This window comes from Streptomyces sp. NPDC088706, assembly GCF_044752765.1.
Taxonomy (GTDB): domain Bacteria; phylum Actinomycetota; class Actinomycetes; order Streptomycetales; family Streptomycetaceae; genus Streptomyces.
The window spans coordinates 79171-96471 of sequence record NZ_JBIVLW010000007.1 but is presented as its reverse complement, the minus strand read 5'-3'; the positions used below and the strand labels follow the sequence as shown (position 1 = coordinate 96471).

The 17301-nt window shown below is 74.8% G+C and carries 17 protein-coding genes; 15 read left to right on the top strand and 2 right to left on the bottom strand.

All coding sequences use genetic code 11. The annotated features are described in order from the left end of the window. Positions 1–39: 39 nt before the first annotated feature. The gene (locus ACIQAK_RS18660) at positions 40–711 is read right to left on the bottom strand and encodes an ABC transporter permease subunit (RefSeq protein WP_366389177.1); all 672 of its coding nucleotides are present in this window, start codon (positions 709–711) and stop codon (positions 40–42) included. 25 nt (positions 712–736) lie between these two features. After that, complete coding sequence (locus tag ACIQAK_RS18655) at positions 737–1414, bottom strand: ABC transporter permease (protein ID WP_366389178.1); 678 nt, start codon at positions 1412–1414, stop codon at positions 737–739. Between the two features lie 150 nt (positions 1415–1564). On the opposite strand from ACIQAK_RS18655, the gene ACIQAK_RS18650 reads away from it, so the two are divergent. The 15 genes from ACIQAK_RS18650 to ACIQAK_RS18580 all read left to right on the top strand — a co-directional run bounded on the left by ACIQAK_RS18650 (position 1565) and on the right by ACIQAK_RS18580 (position 17257). After that, the gene (locus ACIQAK_RS18650) at positions 1565–2260 is read left to right on the top strand and encodes a hypothetical protein (protein WP_366389179.1); all 696 of its coding nucleotides are present in this window, start codon (positions 1565–1567) and stop codon (positions 2258–2260) included. Further along, positions 2257–2937 (top strand): DUF4166 domain-containing protein, encoded by a 681-nt coding sequence (locus ACIQAK_RS18645; protein WP_366389180.1) that lies wholly within the window; start codon positions 2257–2259, stop codon positions 2935–2937. Before ACIQAK_RS18650 ends, ACIQAK_RS18645 begins: the two co-directional genes overlap by 4 nt. Continuing rightward, positions 2934–3611 (top strand): TetR/AcrR family transcriptional regulator, encoded by a 678-nt coding sequence (locus ACIQAK_RS18640; RefSeq protein ID WP_366389181.1) that lies wholly within the window; start codon positions 2934–2936, stop codon positions 3609–3611. The genes ACIQAK_RS18645 and ACIQAK_RS18640 overlap by 4 nt, the downstream gene beginning before the upstream one ends. Positions 3612–3809: 198 nt before the next feature. After that, positions 3810–4175 (top strand): VOC family protein, encoded by a 366-nt coding sequence (locus ACIQAK_RS18635; protein WP_366389182.1) that lies wholly within the window; start codon positions 3810–3812, stop codon positions 4173–4175. Between the two features lie 239 nt (positions 4176–4414). Beyond that, positions 4415–5575 carry a tetratricopeptide repeat protein gene (locus ACIQAK_RS18630; RefSeq protein ID WP_366389183.1) on the top strand — a complete coding sequence of 387 codons (1161 nt, stop codon included), beginning with the start codon at positions 4415–4417 and terminating at the stop codon, positions 5573–5575. Further along, the gene (locus ACIQAK_RS18625; RefSeq protein WP_366389184.1) at positions 5572–6621 is read left to right on the top strand and encodes a polyprenyl synthetase family protein; all 1050 of its coding nucleotides are present in this window, start codon (positions 5572–5574) and stop codon (positions 6619–6621) included. The genes ACIQAK_RS18630 and ACIQAK_RS18625 overlap by 4 nt, the downstream gene beginning before the upstream one ends. Before the next feature lie 116 nt (positions 6622–6737). Continuing rightward, a complete protein-coding gene (locus ACIQAK_RS18620; RefSeq protein WP_366389185.1) occupies positions 6738–7340 on the top strand; it encodes an isochorismatase family protein in 603 nt (200 codons plus the stop codon). 316 nt (positions 7341–7656) lie between these two features. After that, on the top strand, positions 7657–8826 hold the full coding sequence (locus ACIQAK_RS18615; protein WP_401366428.1) for a glycosyltransferase: 1170 nt from the start codon (positions 7657–7659) through the stop codon (positions 8824–8826). A 2-nt stretch (positions 8827–8828) separates the two neighbouring features. After that, a complete protein-coding gene (locus ACIQAK_RS18610; protein ID WP_366389187.1) occupies positions 8829–10313 on the top strand; it encodes a sugar transferase in 1485 nt (494 codons plus the stop codon). Between the two features lie 2 nt (positions 10314–10315). Continuing rightward, positions 10316–11677 carry an O-antigen ligase family protein gene (locus ACIQAK_RS18605; protein WP_366389188.1) on the top strand — a complete coding sequence of 454 codons (1362 nt, stop codon included), beginning with the start codon at positions 10316–10318 and terminating at the stop codon, positions 11675–11677. After that, positions 11674–13461, top strand: coding sequence for a lipid II flippase MurJ (locus tag ACIQAK_RS18600; protein WP_366389189.1), 1788 nt, complete (start codon positions 11674–11676; stop codon positions 13459–13461). Before ACIQAK_RS18605 ends, ACIQAK_RS18600 begins: the two co-directional genes overlap by 4 nt. Continuing rightward, positions 13451–14263 carry a polysaccharide deacetylase family protein gene (locus ACIQAK_RS18595; protein WP_366389190.1) on the top strand — a complete coding sequence of 271 codons (813 nt, stop codon included), beginning with the start codon at positions 13451–13453 and terminating at the stop codon, positions 14261–14263. Before ACIQAK_RS18600 ends, ACIQAK_RS18595 begins: the two co-directional genes overlap by 11 nt. Then, entirely contained in the window at positions 14260–15396 is a 1137-nt protein-coding gene (locus ACIQAK_RS18590; protein ID WP_366389191.1) for a glycosyltransferase, read from the top strand. Before ACIQAK_RS18595 ends, ACIQAK_RS18590 begins: the two co-directional genes overlap by 4 nt. Continuing rightward, positions 15393–16112, top strand: a complete 720-nt coding sequence (locus ACIQAK_RS18585; protein WP_366389192.1) for a lipopolysaccharide biosynthesis protein — start codon at positions 15393–15395, stop codon at positions 16110–16112. Before ACIQAK_RS18590 ends, ACIQAK_RS18585 begins: the two co-directional genes overlap by 4 nt. Beyond that, a complete protein-coding gene (locus ACIQAK_RS18580) occupies positions 16109–17257 on the top strand; it encodes a GNAT family N-acetyltransferase (protein WP_366389193.1) in 1149 nt (382 codons plus the stop codon). The genes ACIQAK_RS18585 and ACIQAK_RS18580 overlap by 4 nt, the downstream gene beginning before the upstream one ends. Positions 17258–17301 lie beyond the last annotated feature (44 nt).

Here is a 17301-nt window from a genome sequence, read left to right as displayed (position 1 = left end):
CGGGGATCATGCGGCCTCCCGGCCGGACCCGAGCGGGCATCATGCGGCCTCCCGGCCCCGGCTGGGTGCCATCCGCTGCCCGGCCTCGAAGAGGCTCTCGACGAGGAGGGCGAAGACCGCGACGAGGACGGCTCCGGCGACCACCTGCGGGGTGGAGGCGAGGTTGAATCCCGCGGTGATGATCCGGCCCAGTCCCCCGCCGCCGGCCAGGGCGGCGAGGGTGGCGGTGGCGACCAGTTGCACGGCGGCGATCCGGACGCCGGTGAGGATCAGCGGGAGGGCGAGCGGCAGCTCCACGTTCCACAGCATCTGGCGGCCGGTCATGCCCATCCCCCGGGCGGCCCGCACCACGTCCCGGTCCACCTCGCGCATCCCCACGTAGGCGTTGGTGAGCAGCGGTGGCACGGCGAACAGGACAAGCGCGATGATCGTCGACCACTGGCCGTACGTGCCCACGGGAGTGAGCAGCAGCAGGACGAGGACGGCGAAGGTGGGCACGGCCCGGCCGACGTTGGAGATGTTGACGGCCAGCGCGCCGCCCTTGCCGAGATGGCCGAGGACCAGGGCCACGGGCAGCGCGATCAGGCAGCTGATGAGCAGGCAGACGACGGTGAGGAAGAGGTGCTCGCCGAGCCGGTTCAGGATGCCGTCGGGGCCCGACCAGTGGGTGGCGGTGGTGAGCCAGGACCAGGTGTCGGACAGCGTCTTCACGGGTGCCCGCCCTTCCGCCGCGTCCTCATGACCGTCTCCGCGTCCAGGGGGTCAGCAGCCGCTGTGCTCCCAGAAGGAGCAGGTCGGCGGCGACGGCGATGACGACGCAGAGCACGGAGGCGGTCAGCACCTGGGCCTTGAAGTAGGTGTTCATGCCGGAGTAGATGAGGTTGCCGAGTCCTCCGTGGCCGACGATCGCCCCCACGGTGACGAGGGAGACGGCGGAGACGGTGGCGATCCGCAGCCCGGCCATGGCGGCGGGCAGGGCGAGCGGGAGCTCCACCGCGAGCAGCAGGCGCGTCGGCCCGTACCCCATGCCGCGCGCGGCCTGCCGGGTCTCCTCGGGGACGGCCCGGAGTCCGGCCAGGATGTTGCGGACCAGCAGGGTCAGCGAGTAGAGGACCAGCCCCGTGACGACGAGCGCGGCGGAGAGTCCGTACACCGGCAGCAGCAGCGAGAACATCGCCAGCGACGGGATGGTGTAGAGGATCGTCGTCAGCCCCAGTACGGGACCGGCGGCCCAGCGCCGGCGGCGGGCGACGAGGGCCAGCGGGACGGCGAGGGCGAGGGCGATGAGCACGGCGAGCGCGGTGAGTCGGAGGTGCTGGAGGGCAGCGTCCCAGAGGATCTCCCGGCGGCTGGAGAGGTAGGCGCCGCAGATCCACTCGTTGCGTGCCAGGCAGTCGTCCGGGGGTGCCGTCACCCGCCCATTCCAGCGTGGCCGGTGGATCACCGCCCCTCCTGTTCGCCCGTCCGAGGGGTGATTGAGCAAGTGCTCAACCCTCTGGTAGCGTCCCGGTGCACCGGGTTGAGCAGTCGCTCAAACAACGTGTGGCCGTCGGGGGGGGGCAATATGAGGCTGTACGTCGAGGCGTTGATCCGCGTCGATCCCGAGCTGTTGTGGGAGCGGACCCAGGAGCCTTCGCTCCACCAGCGGTGGGATCTGCGGTTCACCGAGATCGGACCGCTGCCGGGCGGTCCCGTCGGCGAACAGCGGTTCCGGTACGCGACCCGGGTGCTGCCCTTCGTGACCGTGGCGGGGACCGGAACCAGCGCGGGAGAGCGGCAGCGGGCGGGCGGTGAGCGGGTCTCGGCCCTGCGCTTCGCCTCGCCGCAGCGGCTGTCGCTGCTCGCCGAGGGCAGCGGCTACTGGCGTTACGTACCCACCTGCGACGGCGTCCGCTTCCTGACGGGCTACGACTACCGGACCCGCTGGGGCCGGTTCGGGGCGCTCACGGACCGGCTGGTGTTCCGGCCGCTGATGGGGTGGGCCACCACCTGGTCCTTCGACCGGCTGCGGCTCTGGTGCGAGCGCGGGATCAGCCCGGCCAGGTCCCTGGCCCACGCCTTCGCGGAGGTGCTGGTCCGGGTGGCGGTGGTGGGGGCCGCTCTCCCCCTCGGGCCGGCCGCCGCGCTCCCGGCCGCCCTGGCCGTCCTTCTCCTGCCGCCCCTGCCCGTGACCCCGGCCGCCCGCCGCTGCCTGCGCCGGCCGCCCGGCCGGACGGCCGACACCGCCCCTTTCCTCCTCAGCCGACTGGAGCGTCCATGACCTCGATCTTCCGCCGCGCGATGGGCGACGACTTCGACCGGCTCCACCCCCAGCTGCGACGGCGCTTCTCGGTCGGTCTGGAGAGCGGCGAAGCCTGCGTCGGGCGCGGCTCGATGGACCGGATCTGGCACGGCCGCGCCTTCGTGAAGCCGTTCCTCGCGCTCGGCGCCACGCGCAACATCCTGGTGCCCCGGGCCGGCCGGAACGTCCCCTTCACCATCGAGAACGTGCCGTACGCGGACTCCTTCGGCCGCGAGACCGTGACCTTCGTCCGCACGTTCGCGCTGCCGCGCGGGCCGCGCCGCTTCGACGCCACGATGGTGCACAGCCCCGAGCGCTCCTGCGTCCTCGACTACCTCGGCACCCACCAGCACCTCGCCACCGATCTGCGGCTCACCGCGGAGCCCGACGGCTCGCTGCTGATCCGCTCGGGGGAACACCGCTTCCGCGAGGGCCCCTTCGACGTACGGGTTCCCGATCTGATCGGCGGGGAGGCCGAGGTGCGCGAGTCGTTCGACGAGTCCACGGGCCGCTTCCGCATCCGGGTCCAAGTGGTCAACCGGCACTTCGGACCGCTCTTCGGTTACGAGGGGACCTTCCGCGCCCGCTATGTGGACGCCCTGCGCCACGGCGTACGCGCCGGGCTGCGCCCCGTACGCGAGGAGGCGCGGGCATGAGCGGGAGACCGGCCGGGGCGGACACCCGGGTCAAGCTCCTGGAAGGCGCACTGCGCACACTCGCCGAGCACGGCATCGCCAAGACCTCGGCCCGGTCGGTCGCGGCGGCGGCCGGGGTCAACCAGGCGCTGGTCTTCTACCATTTCGGCTCGGTCGACGAGCTCCTGGCGGCGGCCTGCCGGCACGGCGCCGAGCAGCGGGTCGCCCTGTACCGCGACCGCCTGGCCGCCGTCACCACCCTCGCCGAACTCGTGGCCTGCGGGCGCGAACTGCACGAGCGGGAGCGGGCGGGCGGCCATGTCGCCGTCCTCGCCCAGCTGCTGGCCGGCGCCCAGACCCAGCCCCGGCTGGCGCCCGCCACCGCGGCCGGGCTCGACCTGTGGACCGCCGAGATCGAGAAGGTGCTGGTCCGCGTCCTGGCGGGCTCGCCGCTCGGCGAGTTCACCGACCCGGTGGGGCTCGCGCGGGCGGTGGCGGGGTCGTTCGTCGGCCTGGAGATGTACGAGGGTGTCGACCCGGAAGGCGCGGCGCGGGCCTTCGACGCGCTGGAGCAGCTCGCCGGGCTGGCGGCCGTCCTGGACGCGCTCGGCCCGGTGGCCCGGCGTGCGGTACGCCATCGGCTCCGGCGGACGGGCCAGGGGCAGGGCCCGGACCAGGGCCAGGGGCAGGGCTAGGGCCAGGGGCTGGGCCCGGACCAGGGCCCGGACCAGGGCCAGGGCCAGGGGCAGGGCTAGGGCGCGGACCAGGGCCAGGGGCAGGGCCAGGGCCGGGGAGCGCTGCGCGGGCGCATCCGTCGCCGTACGGTGGGAGGGAGCGTGCCTGCGCCTCCCCGCACGGCGCGTGCGACCCCGCGGAGAGGGCAGGAGCCAGCGATGACCGGTGAGATCTCCTTCTTCGAGCTCGGGGTGGACGATCCCGAGAAGGCCCGGGCGTTCTACGGCGCGCTGTTCGGGTGGAACTTCGAGCCGGGCCCCTCCGGCGAGGGCGGCTACGCGATCGGGACGCCCAGCGGGCAGGGGGGCGTCCACGGCGGGGACCCGGGGGGCGGGCCGTACCTCTTCTTCCGGGTCGACGACCTGGCCGCCGCGGTGGCACAGGTGCGCGAGCTGGGCGGCAGCGTGGAGGGTACGGACCTCGGCGAGGACGACGCGTCGGCGGCCCGGTTCGGCCGGTTCCGGCTCTGCCGCGACGACCAGGGCTCCCCCTTCGGCCTGCACGAGCCACCGCGCGTCCCCTGACCTCCGAGCTGCGGATCGGGGGCGGCGAAGGGTCGCGGAGAACGTCCTGCGCGCTCCGAGCAACCCCGGGCGCCCAGGTGCCGTCTTGATCACCGACAGAACGGTTCGCCGCCCGTGGAACGAGCGGCGTCCGCCCCCCCCTGTACCGGGCTCGGAGAACCGGCCAACTATGCACCCTATGTATACACAGGGGTCATAGTGGACATCGGAACGGCCCGGGCACCGCGCGGAAGGCACCCATGCAGACCAAGGCACTGGCGCCCGAGTACCAGGGCGCGCTCACCAAGTTGTCGGTGAACGCCTCCCTGACCGACGTCCTGTCCGAGGGCGTACGGCAACTGAGACAGGCCGAGCTCTCCGGCTCGACGGAGGAGGTGGCGCGGGCCGGACTCGCCGTGGCCGAGGCACACCGCCGACTGGGGCAGGTGGAGGAGGCCGACCGGGCGTGGAAGGCCAGCTACCGGGCAGCACGCTCGGCCGGGGCGACCGGGGCGATGGCCTGGGCGCTGTGGAGCGGGGGGACGCTGGCGCGTCAACGGGGCGCGCTGCGCCTCGCGTTCCGGCTGCTGGGGCTCGCCGCCGAGCTGGGCAGGCGCGGCGGGGACGTGGTCGCGCGCGGCTACTCGCTCGCCGGACTGGCCGAGACCGGACGCATCCAGGGCGACTACGGGACGGTCGCCACCCTGCACGAGCAGCTGCTCGCCGAGGCCCGCGCCCGGGGCGAGGCCCGCCATACGGTGTGGGCGCTGGAGGGCATCGCGCAGATCCACCGCAACACCGGGCAGCTCGACTCGGCCCTGGAGATGTTCGAGGAGGCGGCCGTCCTCGCGGGTGACGCGGACGACCGGCGGGGCCGGGCCTGGGCCCTGCGCGGTATCGCTGACATCGTTTCCCTGCGGGACGGGGCGACGGAACGCGCACTCGGCCTGCTCTCCGAGGCCGAGGTCACCTGCCGGGAGATGAAGCTCTCCAGCGCGCTCGCCTACAACCACAAGATGCGGGCGAACGTGCTCTTCCGCGCCGGGCGGTACGAGGAGGCCCGCGCGGTCTACGAGCAGGCGCTCGCGGAGTTCCGCGCGATGACCGAACCCCGGGGCGAGGCACTGGCGGCCCTCGGCCTGGTCAAGGCCCGCGCCCGGCTCGGCCGCGACCGTGCGGCCACGGCCGCGGAGCTGGACGAGCTGCGGGGCAGGCTGAGCCGGATCGGGCTGCTCAACGCCCGGGAGATGGTGGAGAAGGCGTACGCGGAGCTCGGGGTGGAGCGGGGGCGGGCCTCCGAACGCGGCGAGGAGCCGGTCGCCCTCACCGGGCCCGCCGGGGACCTTGCCCCCACCCACCGGCCGGCCGCCTCACCGGGTACCGGACCCGTCGCCCCGCACGAGGGGGCTCGGGCCCGATGACGCTGTCCACGACCCGTCAGGCTCCCGCACCCCGGATACTCGACCGGTGCCGCGAGCTCGTCCGGCCGGCCCTGGTCGAGTCCGTGCGCCGGCTCCACCCCTGGCACGCCGAGACGGCCGCCTTCTCGCTCGGCTGGAGCGGGGTCGACGGCGACCCGGTCCCCGGCTCGCAGGGCAAGGGCGTCCGCCAGGCGCTCGCGGTGCTCGGCGCGGAGGCCGCCGGGGGCAGCGGCCAGGACGGGGTCACCGGTGCGGTCGCCGTCGAGCTCGTCCACACCTTCTCCCTCATCCACGACGACATCATGGACGGCGACGAGACCCGGCGCAGCCGTCCGGCCCTCTGGAAGGCGTACGGCACCGGTCCCGCTGTCCTGGCGGGTGACGCCCTGTTCGCGCTGGCCGTCCGGACCCTGACAGAGGTCCCCGGACCGAGGGGCGCCGCGGCGGTGCGCCGGCTGTCGAAGGCGCTGGGCGACCTGGTGCACGGTCAGGCCCAGGACCTGCTCTTCGAGTCACGGCCGTGGACGGGATGCGATGCGGTCCTGCCGCACGAGTACCGGGCGATGGCCACCCACAAGACGGGCTCCCTGCTCGGCTGCGCCGCCGCCCTGGGCGCGGCGCTGGCCGGGGCTCCCGCGGCCACGGCGGACGCGTTGGACCGGGCGGGGCGGCATCTGGGCGTGGCGTTCCAGGCGGTGGACGACCTGCTGGGGATCTGGGGCGATCCGCCGATCACCGGAAAGCCGGTCCACAGCGATCTGCGCCGGCTCAAGAAGACCTTCCCGGTCCTCGCCGCCCTGGCGGCCGAGCACCCGGCGGCCCGGCGGCTGGAATCCCTCCTCACCGCGCCCGGCCCCCTCGACGAACCGGGGCTGCGCCGGGCGGCCGAACTGGTCGACGAGGCCGGCGGGCGCCGGGCCACCGTCATCGAGGCCCGGGACCATCTGCGGGCCGCCCATGCCTGCCTGGACGCGGTGGAGCTCGCCGAGGGGGCCCGCGGGGATCTGCTCACCCTGATCCCCTTCCTCGTCGACCGCACCGGCTGATTCCCGGCCCACGCCGCCGGCGGCCCCTCCCGGGCCGCCGGCTGCGAGGATGGACACCTCGCTGGACAACCCCAGCCGCACACTCCCGATGGACGCCACCGTAGGCCGGAGCCGGTATGCCTCCCCTCCCCTCGCCCGTACAGGCGCTGCTCGTCATCGACCTCCAGTCGGCCTTCGTCGCGGGCGGGAACCCCGTGCCCGACGCGTCCCGGCTGCTGAACCGGGTGGGCGGCCTCGTCCACCGGGCCCGGGCGGCCGGGGCGCTCGTCGTGCACCTGCAGAACGACGGACCGGCGGGCGAGCCCGACGAACCGCACACCTCCGGATGGGCGTTGCACCTCCCCGTCCACGACGGCCCGGCGGAGACCGTGATCCGCAAGTCCGAGGACGACGGCTTCGAGAACACCTCGCTGGAGGAGGAGCTGACGGCAGCGGGGGTCACGTCGCTCGCCGTGTGCGGGGTGATGTCGGAGATGTGCGTCCTGGCCACCGCCCGCCGGGCGCTGGAGCTGGACTACCGGGTCGTGCTGCCGCACGACGCCCACGCCACGTACGACATCCCCGCCGCCCCGGGAATCAGTGAGGCCGTTCCGGCCGCGATGGCGTCCCGGGTCGCCGAATGGGCCCTCGGCGACGAGGTGGAGGTCCTCGCCCGCGCCGAGGACGTCACCTTCGAGGGCACCCGCGCGGACTCCTCTGCCGACAATAGAACTGACTGACCATCAGGTCGATGGCGGTGCCACGCGATGAGGCGACCGGCCGTCCGCAGGATGCGGCGAACAGGTGACACCTGACCCGGGCAATTGTGCCGGCACGCTCCGGAATTTCGCCGCGCCACCGCCCCGCACGCCCTTCACCTCAGCATTCCGAGGCCTTCGCCGAGGATACGGATCAGCCGCCGGGACCACCTGATCAGCGGAATCGCCCCGGTAATCCTCCCGTGATCGTATGAGCGAGTCACGCGCACGATTTCGCCATATGTCTGCCAAAGTGCACTTCGGCTTTACTCACCGGATTGAGCGAAGAGAGCCGTACGTGGTGCACATGCGTCGTACCGAAGAAAGACAATTGACGGTCCTTCATTTGGTTCAGCCCGTGGACGGTGGAGTGGCCCGGGTCGTCACCGATCTCGTCAGGGCCCAGGCCGGCGCCGGGCTGCGGCCCGTGGTGGCCTGTCCTCCCGGCAGCCCGCTGGCCGTCGGGGCGGCCGCCGCCGGGGCCCAGGTCCGGGACTGGTCCGCCACCCGGGCGCCGGGCCCACGGCTGGCCGGCGAGGTCGCCGCCGCGCGGCGGATCGTCCGCGACTGCCGACCGCACGTGGTGCACGCGCACAGCGCCAAAGCCGGTCTCGCGGGCCGGATCGCCGTGCGCGGCCGGGTGCCCACGGTGTTCCAGCCGCACGCCTGGTCCTTCGAGGCCGTGGGCGGCCGCACCGCACAACTGGCCCGGCGCTGGGAGCGGTTCGGGGCCCGCTGGGCCGATCACATCCTGTGCGTCAGCGAGTCCGAGCGGCGCACCGGCCAGGAAGCGGGCATCGCCGCCCGCTGGTCGGTCATCCACAACGGCATCGATCTCGACCGCTTCCGTCCCGGTGGACAGGACGACCGCTCCGCGGCCCGCGCCTCGCTGCCGCTGCCGGCCGGGATGGATCCGCAGGCCCCCCTCGTCGTCTGCGTCGGCCGGCTGACCCGGCAGAAGGGCCAGGACGTCCTGCTCGGCGCCTGGCGGCGGATGCGGGTGCCCGGAGCGCGCCTGGTCCTGGTGGGCGACGGACCCGACCGGCCCGGCCTGGAGGGCGCGGCCCCGGCCGGTGTCCTGTTCACCGGGGCGAGCGCGGATGTGCGGCCGTGGATCCACGCGGCGGACGTCCTCGTCCTGCCGTCCCGCTGGGAGGGCATGGCTCTGGCACCGCTGGAGGCCATGGCCTGCGGCCGGGCCGTGGTGATGAGCGATGTCAGCGGGGCGCGCGAGAGCGTGGCGCCGGGCGACGAGGACCACCTCCTCGTACCGCCCGAGGACCCCGCCGCGCTGGCGGCCTCGCTCTTCGCGCTGCTCACCGACCGGGAGCTGCGCGAGGCGGTGTCCCACCGGGCCCTGCGCCATGCCCGGGCGGCGTTCGACGTCCGACGGACCGCGGGGGCGGTTGCCGGTCTCTACCAGGAACTTGTCTGCCTGTCCGGCCCCACGATGAGGAAGCGCACCTAGCGATGACGATGGAGAGTGCACCGGTTCCCGGCGCCGGCCGGGCGACAGCCGTCCAGGCTCACACGGTTCATCCGCCACGAAGAAGCGGCGGCGGCGGTACCCGGGAGTTCGGCGGCGGGCACAGCGCCGGCCGGCGGGCTCCCGCCGCGCAGCTCCTGGGCGCCGACGCGGCGGCGCTGGCCCTCACGTTCACCTTGTGCACCCCGGCCGGGTGGGCCTGGCCCGTGGTCGCCGCGCAGGCGGTGGCGCAGGTGCTGCTGCACGCGTACCGGGGGCTCTACCGGCTCGGCCTGTCCCCCTCGGTGCTCTCCGAAGTGCCCGCGCTCCTCGGCCTCGGCCTGCTCCAGTGGTACGTGACCATCGAGGTGATCGCGGTGTGGGCGCCGGGCCACGAGATCGGCTGGGCGCTGCTGGGGTACGCGGCGGCCGCGCAGACCGTGCTGTGCGCCTCCGGGCGCGCGGTGGTGCACCGGCTCCGGCACCGCGCGGCGGTCCGCAACCCCCTGTCGACGCTGGTCGTGGGCCACGGCCCGGTCGCCCGGCAGGTGACGGCGGCGCTGTACGACCACCCCGAGTACGGGCTGCGCCCGGTCGGCCGGGTCGGCGCCTCCACCGCCCCGGACGAGGAACCCCCGGCGCGGCCGGACGGTGTGCCACTGCCGGTGCTGGTCACCCCGCAGGAGGTGGGGAGGGCCGTCGTGCAGAACAGCGTGCGGCACGCGGTGTTCACCGCACCGCCCGAGACCACCCCCGACGGCGCCGCCCTGTTCGCCCTGCTCACCGGGCACGGCTGCCGGGTGTGGCTGGTGACCGGCGACACCGCTGTCGCCGCCCGCCCCGCCGCGGGCCGCCCCGACCACCTGTGGGGGTTCGCCGCCCACCCGCTCCAGGACGGTACGCACCGGCCGGTGAGCCACGCGGCCAAGCGGGCGATGGACGCCCTCCTGGCGGGGATCGGCCTGGTGCTGGTGGCGCCGCTGATGGCGGTGTGCGCGCTGGCGGTGCGGCTCTCGGACGGGCCTGGCGTCATCTTCCGGCAGGAGCGGGTGGGCCGGCACGGCCGCCCGTTCGTCCTGCTGAAGTTCCGTACGCTGCGGCCCGCCGACGCCACGGAGTCGGCGACCCGGTGGAACGTGGCCTCCGACGGGCGGATGAGCCGCGTCGGGCGGCTGCTGCGCCGCACCTCGCTGGACGAGCTGCCGCAGCTGTGGAACGTCCTGCGCGGCGACATGAGCCTGGTCGGCCCCCGTCCCGAACGCCCTTTCTTCGTGGCGCAGTTCAGCCGCACCCACCCCGGTTACCAGGCCCGTCACCGGATGCCGGTGGGCATCACGGGGCTGGCGCAGGTGAACGGGTTGCGCGGTGACACCTCGATCGAGGAGCGGGCCCGGTTCGACAACCGCTACATCGAGACCTGGTCCCTGTGGCAGGACGCGTGCGTGCTGGCGCGGACCGCGGGCTCCTTCTTCCGGCTCGGGGGCAGCTGACCATGGCCGCCACCCTGACCACCCCGGCGCCCGGGGCCCCGGCCCGTACCGCGGCGGGTCCGAACCCGGGCGGGTGGCGGACCCGGTGGCCGCTGCTCCCCCTGATCGCGACGGTCCTGCTGCCGGCCGTGCCGTACGCCGGCGGGGGCGGCGGGCCCGCGGTGGGGCCGGCCGATGTGGCCTCCGGCATCGCGGTGCTGGTCTGTGCGGGGCGGCTGCTGTACCTGCGCCGGCGCCCGCTCAGCGCGGCGGCGGCCCTGGTGCTGGGGCTGCCCGCCGTGGGCTTCGCGGTGGCGACACTGACCGCGGCGGACCCGGCCGCCGCGCTGCCGGGTCTGGTCCGCTACCTCCAGGTCTTCGTGCTGGTGCCGGTCGCCGTCTGCCTCCTGCTCAGGGACGCCCACGGCTTCCGGATCGTCGCCGGGGCGCTGGTGCTGCTGGCCCTCGTCCAGGGCGTCGTGGGCGTCGACCAGTACGTCACCGGGACCGGCGCCTCGTACATGGGTGAGGAGGTCCGGGCGGTCGGCACGTTCGGCCCCAGCGACATCATGGGCATGGCCACGGTCGTCGCCTACGGGCTGCTGGCCGCCGCCGCGTGCGCGCTGCGGACCCCGCGCGAGGCCCCCGCCTGGCTCCGGCCGTGCGCCGCCGTCGTCGCCGTCGCGCTGATCGTGCCGCTCGCCCTCTCCTTCAGCCGGGGCGTGTGGATCGCCACCGCCGCCGCCCTCCTCGCCGCCCTGGCCCTGACCGGCCGCCGGCAGGCGCTGACGTCGCTGGCGGTGCTGGGCGCCACCGGGGTGGTGCTGGTCGGCGGGTTCGGCGTCGGCTCGGAAATGATCACCGACCGGGCCGCCAGCGTCACCCAGGTGACCCGGGCCCCCGACCGGTCGGTGAGCGACCGGTACGCCATGTGGAGCGCGGCGGGCCGCATGTGGCGCGAGCGGCCCGCGGCCGGTGTCGGCCTCAAGGGCTTCCCCGCGCACCGCGACGCCCACGCCTCGATCGGCCTCTCCTCCGGCAGCGACACGGCGGGGGCGGGCCAGCGGTTCCGCCGGCAGACGCTGCTCTCGCCGCACAACATGTATCTGCTCGTCCTCGGCGAGCAGGGCCTCATCGGGCTGACCGCGATCGTGGGCAGTTGGGCGGCCATCCTGGTCGGCGCCGTACGCCGCCTGGTACGGGCCCGCTCTCGGGGTCACGCGGCCGTGGACTGCGGGCTGCTGGCCGTCGCCCTGATGGCCTGGCAGAGCGTCAACTTCCTGTACTCCGACATCGGCGGGCCCACCACCGTGCTGACCGGTGTCGTCCTCGGCCTCGCCGCCTGGTGGGCGCTGGCCGAGCCGGAGAAGGCGGGCACCACGTGAGCGACACCGGTACGGGGACGGAGGCGGAGGCCCTCCCCCGCGAGCCCCCTTCCCTCCAGGCCGGGCCCCGCGAGGAGGCCGCCCCTCCCCTGCTGCCGGGACCCGGGCAGCCGCCCGGCCCCGGCCCCGGGGGGAGCACAGTCGGCGACGCCGCGCCCGAACCCGCCGACAGCGGCGAGGCTCCCGGGCTCGGGTCCTTCCTCGCCCGTGCCGCGGCGGGCACGGCGGCGCTGACCGTGCTGGCGGCCCTGCTCGGCCTGGTACGGGATCAGGCGATCGCCCGGTACTTCGGGGCGAGCGACGCCAGCGACGCGTTCCTGATCGCGTGGACCGTGCCGGAGATGGCGGCGACCCTGCTGATCGAGGACGGGATGGCGCTGCTCCTCGTCCCGGCCTTCAGCCTCGCCCTCACCCGCCGCGCGGACGCCGGGGCCACCCACGGCGGCGAAGCCACCGGGAAGCCGGGTCCCGACCCCGTACGGGAGCTGGTGGCGGCCACCCTCCCCCGGCTCTGCGTCCTGCTCATGGCGGGTGCGGCGCTGCTCATGGCGGGCGCCCCGTGGGTGGTGCGCGTCCTCGCGCCCGGGCTGGTCGATCCGGGCCTCGCGGTGGACTGCACCCGGCTGACCGCCGTCACCGTACTCACCTTCGGCATCACCGGCTACTTCAGCGCCGCCCTGCGCGCCCACCGCAGTTTCCTGCCGCCCGCCGGGGTCTACGTCGCGTACAACGTCGGCATCATCGGCATGACGCTGGCGCTGCACTCGATCTGGGGCGTGCGCGCGGCCGCCGCGGGCGTGGCCGCCGGCAGCCTGCTCATGATCCTGACCCAGCTCCCCACCTTCCTGCGGCTGCTGCCCCTGGCACGCCCCCGCCTCCCCCGCTTCGGACGACCGGAGCGCCGACCCGTGCGCACCGCCGCCCCCCTGCTGGGGGTGACGGTGCTCGCCCCGGTCGTGCTGTTCGTGGTGGCCCGCCAGTCGCAGGTGCTGGTGGAGCGGTTCCTGGCCTCCACGCTCCCCGCCGGCGCCATCTCGCATCTGAACTACGCGCAGAAGGTCGCGCAGATGCCGATGGTGCTGTCGCTGATGATCTGCACGGTGACGTTCCCCCTCGTCGCGCGGGCGATGGCCGACGGTCAGCGGGAGAAGGCCCGGCAGCGGGTCGAGCGGGACCTCGCGCTGGCGGGCATGGTCGTGCTGCTCGGCACCGCGGTCGTCCTCGGCTACGCGCCCCAGATCATCGCAGTCCTCTTCCAGCGCGGCGCGTTCGAGGCCGCCGACACCGAGGCCACCGCCCAGGTGATGCGGGTGTACGCGGCGGGGCTGCTCGGCCACTGCCTCGTCGGCGCTCTCAGCCGGCCGTTCTTCTCCTCGGGCCGGCCCACCTGGTTCCCCGCGTTCGCCATGGGCACCGGGCTCCTCGTCACCATGGGCACCGGCTACGCGTTCACCTACCGCTTCGGCGTCGACGGCATCGCCACGGCCAACGCCATCGGGATCAGCACGACCGCGCTGCTCCTGCTGATGGGGCTGGGCACCCGGGTGGTCCCGATCCGGGCCCGGGCCGTCGCCCTCGCGCTGGGCCGGCTCGCGGGCGCCGCGCTGGCGGCCGGGGCGGCGGGCTGGGCCGCCGCCCCGGTGCTCCCCGACGCGGTGCTGAGCCTGGCCGCCGGGTGTGTCCTCGTCCCCACCGTGTTCTTCCTGACCGGGCTGACCCTGCGCTCGCCCGAGGTCGTCTCCCTGCTGGCACTCATCCGACGGAGGTTTACCGATGGCCGCTGATCTCTCGGCACCTGGCACCGACGCTCCCTCGTCCCGGCTCCGCCCGCACACCCGCCGTCAGCCGTGGATCCTCACGTACCACTCGGTCACCGACACCGGCGACGACCCGTACGGCATCACCGTCTCCCCCCGGCGGCTCGGTGAGCAGTTGTCGTGGCTGCGCAGCCGGGGGCTGCGCGGGGTCGGGGTCGCGGAGCTGATGCGGGCCCACGCGGCGGGCAGGCGCGGGCTGGTCGGGCTGACCTTCGACGACGGGTACGCGGACTTCCTCCACGAGGCGCTGCCGGTGCTGCGCGTCCACGGCTGCTCCGCGACCCTCTTCGTGCTGCCGGGGCGGCCGGGGGGCGTCAACGAGTGGGACCCGCTGGGTCCGCGCAAACCGCTGCTCACCCACGACGAGATCCGTCAGGTTGCCGACGCGGGCATGGAGATCGGCTCGCACGGTCTGCTCCACCAGGACCTCACCGCGCTGGCCGACGAGGAGCTGCGCCACGAGACGGTCCGCAGCCGCGAGCTGCTCGGTGAGCTGACCGGCACGCTCCCGGAGGGCTTCTGCTATCCGTACGGGACGTTCGACCGGCGGGTGGCACGAGCCGTCCGTTCCGCCGGATACGGGTACGGCTGCGCACTGACTCCGGGTCCTCTGCTCAGCCGGTTCGCGCTCCCCCGCACCCACATCAGCCAGGCGGACCGCGGCGTACGGCTCTGGGCGAAGGACCTCCGGCACGGGCTGCGGCACGGGGCGGTCCCCGGGGCGGGCTCCCGGACGCCCTCCCCGGTGCGGGCGGGCGGCCCCCGGTGAGGGCGCTGCACATCATCACCGGACTCGGGGTCGGCGGTGCCGAGCAGCAGTTGCGGCTGCTGCTGCGCCATCTGCCGGTGGAGTGCGACGTGGTCACCCTGACCAACCCGGGTCCGGTGGCGGACGGACTGCGGGCCGACGGGGTCGGTGTGGTCCACCTGGGGATGCGCGGCAACCGGGACCTCTCGGCGGTCGGGCGGCTGACCCGGCTGATCCGCGAGGGCCGCTACGACCTGGTGCACACCCACCTCTACCGGGCCTGCGTCTACGGCAGGATCGCCGCCCGCCTCGCGGGCGTCCGGGCGGCCGTGGCGACCGAGCACTCCCTGGGGCGCGCCGAGATCGAGGGGCGTCCGCTGACCCGGGGCATCCGCGCCCTGTACCTCTCCACCGAACGTCTCGGCGCGGCCACCGTCGCCGTCTCCTCCACCGTCGCCGGGCGGCTGCGGGACTGGGGAGTGCCCGCCGACCGGATCCGGCTGGTGCCCAACGGCATCGACGCGGACCGCTTCCGCTTCGACCCGGACCGGCGGCTCGCCGTCCGGGCGGCCCTGGCCATCCCGGACGACGCGTTCGTGGTCGGCGGGGTGGGCCGGCTGGTGCCCGGCAAACGCTTCGACGTGGCGGTGCGGGCCGTCGCCGCGCTGCCGGGGGCCCGGCTGCTGCTGGCCGGTGACGGGCCGGAGGCCGGAGCGCTGCGGGCGCTGGCGGCCCGGCTCGGGGCTGCGGACCGGATCCGCCTCCTCGGGGAGTGCGGCGCAGGCGGGAGCGGCCCGGTCCCCGGGGTGCCGGCCCTGCTGAGCGCCGTCGACACCTTCGTGTCGACGTCCCGCGAGGAGTCCTTCGGGCTGGCCGCCGTGGAGGCGCTCGCCGCCGGGCTGCCCGTCCTGCACGACGCCTGCCCGGCCATCGACGACCTGTCGGCCGCCCACGCCCCGGGCGCCACCCGGATCGCCGGGAGCGCCGACGAGCTGACCGCCGTGCTGCGGCAGCGGATACAGGCCCGGCCCGGCCGCCGCCCGCCGCCCCGGGCCGTCGGCCACTACGACATCCGGCGCAGCAGTGAGCGCCTGATGGACGTGTACGCGTACGCCCTCGACACCGCCCCACCGAACCGGAGAGCCCTTTCATGACCGAGTCTCCCGAGCAGCGGCTCCACGTCGTCCTGCGACGCCGGCTGCGCGCCACCCCTGCCCGGCTGCGCACCGCCCCCGCCCGGCTGCGCACCACCCTCACCCGGCTGCCCCCGTGGTGGCCCCTGCCCGTCTGCGTGCTGCTCGGCACCGCGTCCGGGCTCTCCTACGGGCTGCTGGCGTCCCCCCAGTACGAGGCCACCAGCTACGCCATGGCGGTCGCCGAGGAGGAGACGGACCCCTCGGCCGCCCTCGGCTACGCGCAGTCCTACGGGCGCCTCGTCACCAGCGACGCGACCCTCTCCTACGCCCAGGGCGCGGCCGGTGAGCCGGTGCGCGCGCTCCGCTCCCAGGTTCGCTCCGAGACCTCTCCCGACTCGCCGATGATCGCTGTGACGGGTACGTCGGAGGACGCGGACCGGGCGGCCGACATCGCCAACGCGGTCATCGAGGCCGTCGTCGTGAGCAGCGGCCATGTCTCCGAGGACACCGGGGTCAAGCTGATCCAGTTCACCCACGCGATGAAGCCGGACCAGCCGGTCTCGCCGTCGGTGCCGCTGGGCAGCGCCGTGGGGGCGGCCGCCGGCGGCCTGCTGGGCGGCCTCGTCCTGCTCGTACGTCCCCGGCGCGCGGGCTGGAGCGTCTCCGCCCAGGTGCCCGGGCCGGCCTCCGCCGGGAACAGCGCCACCGCCGACGAACGGGAGCTCGTACGATGACGGCCGACCGCGCGGGCAGCCTCTCCGTGACGCTGTGCCGGGACTTCGGGGAGTTCGGCGCGCTCGCCGGGGAGTGGGACGCGCTGCACCGCCGCTGCGCCACCGCCACCCCCTTCCAGAGCCACGCCTGGCTCCATTCGTGGTGGATCTCCTACGGCCAGGAGGGGAGGCTGCGGGTTCTGCTGGTCCGCCGTTCGGGACGGCTGATCGGCGCGGCCCCGCTGATGCTGGTGCACCGGCCGATGCCGCTGCTGGTGCCGATGGGCGGGGCGATCTCCGACTTCTTCGACATCCTGCTGGACGAGGAGGAGGCCGGTTACGCGGTCGGGGCGCTCCAGCGCGGTCTGGAGCGGGCCGCCCGGCACACCGTGGTCGACCTGCGGGAGGTGCGGCCGGACGCGTCGGCGCAGCTGCTGTTCGGCCGGTGGCCCGGCGCCCGGAGCCGGCTCACCGACTCCACGTGCATGGAGCTTCCCGCGGAGCCGCTCGGCGATCTCGTGGCGCGGCTCACCGGCTCGCGGGGCCAGCGGCTGCGGGCCAAGCTGCGCAGGATCGAGGCCCTGGGCGTGCAGGCCCGCCCGGTCCCGCGGGAGGGGGTGCCGGCGGCCATCGGCACCCTGCTGCGGCTCCACGAACTGCAGTGGCGTGACCGGGGGGTCAATCCCGAGCATCTGCGGCCCCGGTTCTCGGACCACCTGGTCCGCTCGGTGGGCCGGATGGTGGGGGACGGCACGGCCGCCGTCACCGAGTTCCTGATCGGCGGCGAGGTCGTGGCGGCCAACCTCTCGTTGCAGTCCGGGCAGCTGGCGGGTGGCTATCTGTACGGGGCGGACCCGGGACTGCGGGAGCGGAAGGTCGATGTGTCGACCATGCTGCTGCGCGAGGTGGCCCAGCAGGCGTCGGACACCGGCCGGGAGGTGCTGAGCCTGCTGCGCGGCGCGGAGCAGTACAAGAACCACTGGCAGCCGGCCACGGTGGTCAACCAGCGGCTGCTGCTGGCCCGGCCCGGTCTGGAGCCGCTGCTGCGGCTGCGCGAGTCGCAGGTGGCGGTACGGGAGCGGGCCGTGGAGACCGTGAAGGCACGGTTCCCCGCCGCCCGGGACTGGCACGAGCGGCTTACCACGCTTCCGGTCATCGGGCGGTGAGGCGGGCTGCGACAGGCCGTAGGACAACACCGGAAAAATCGCCC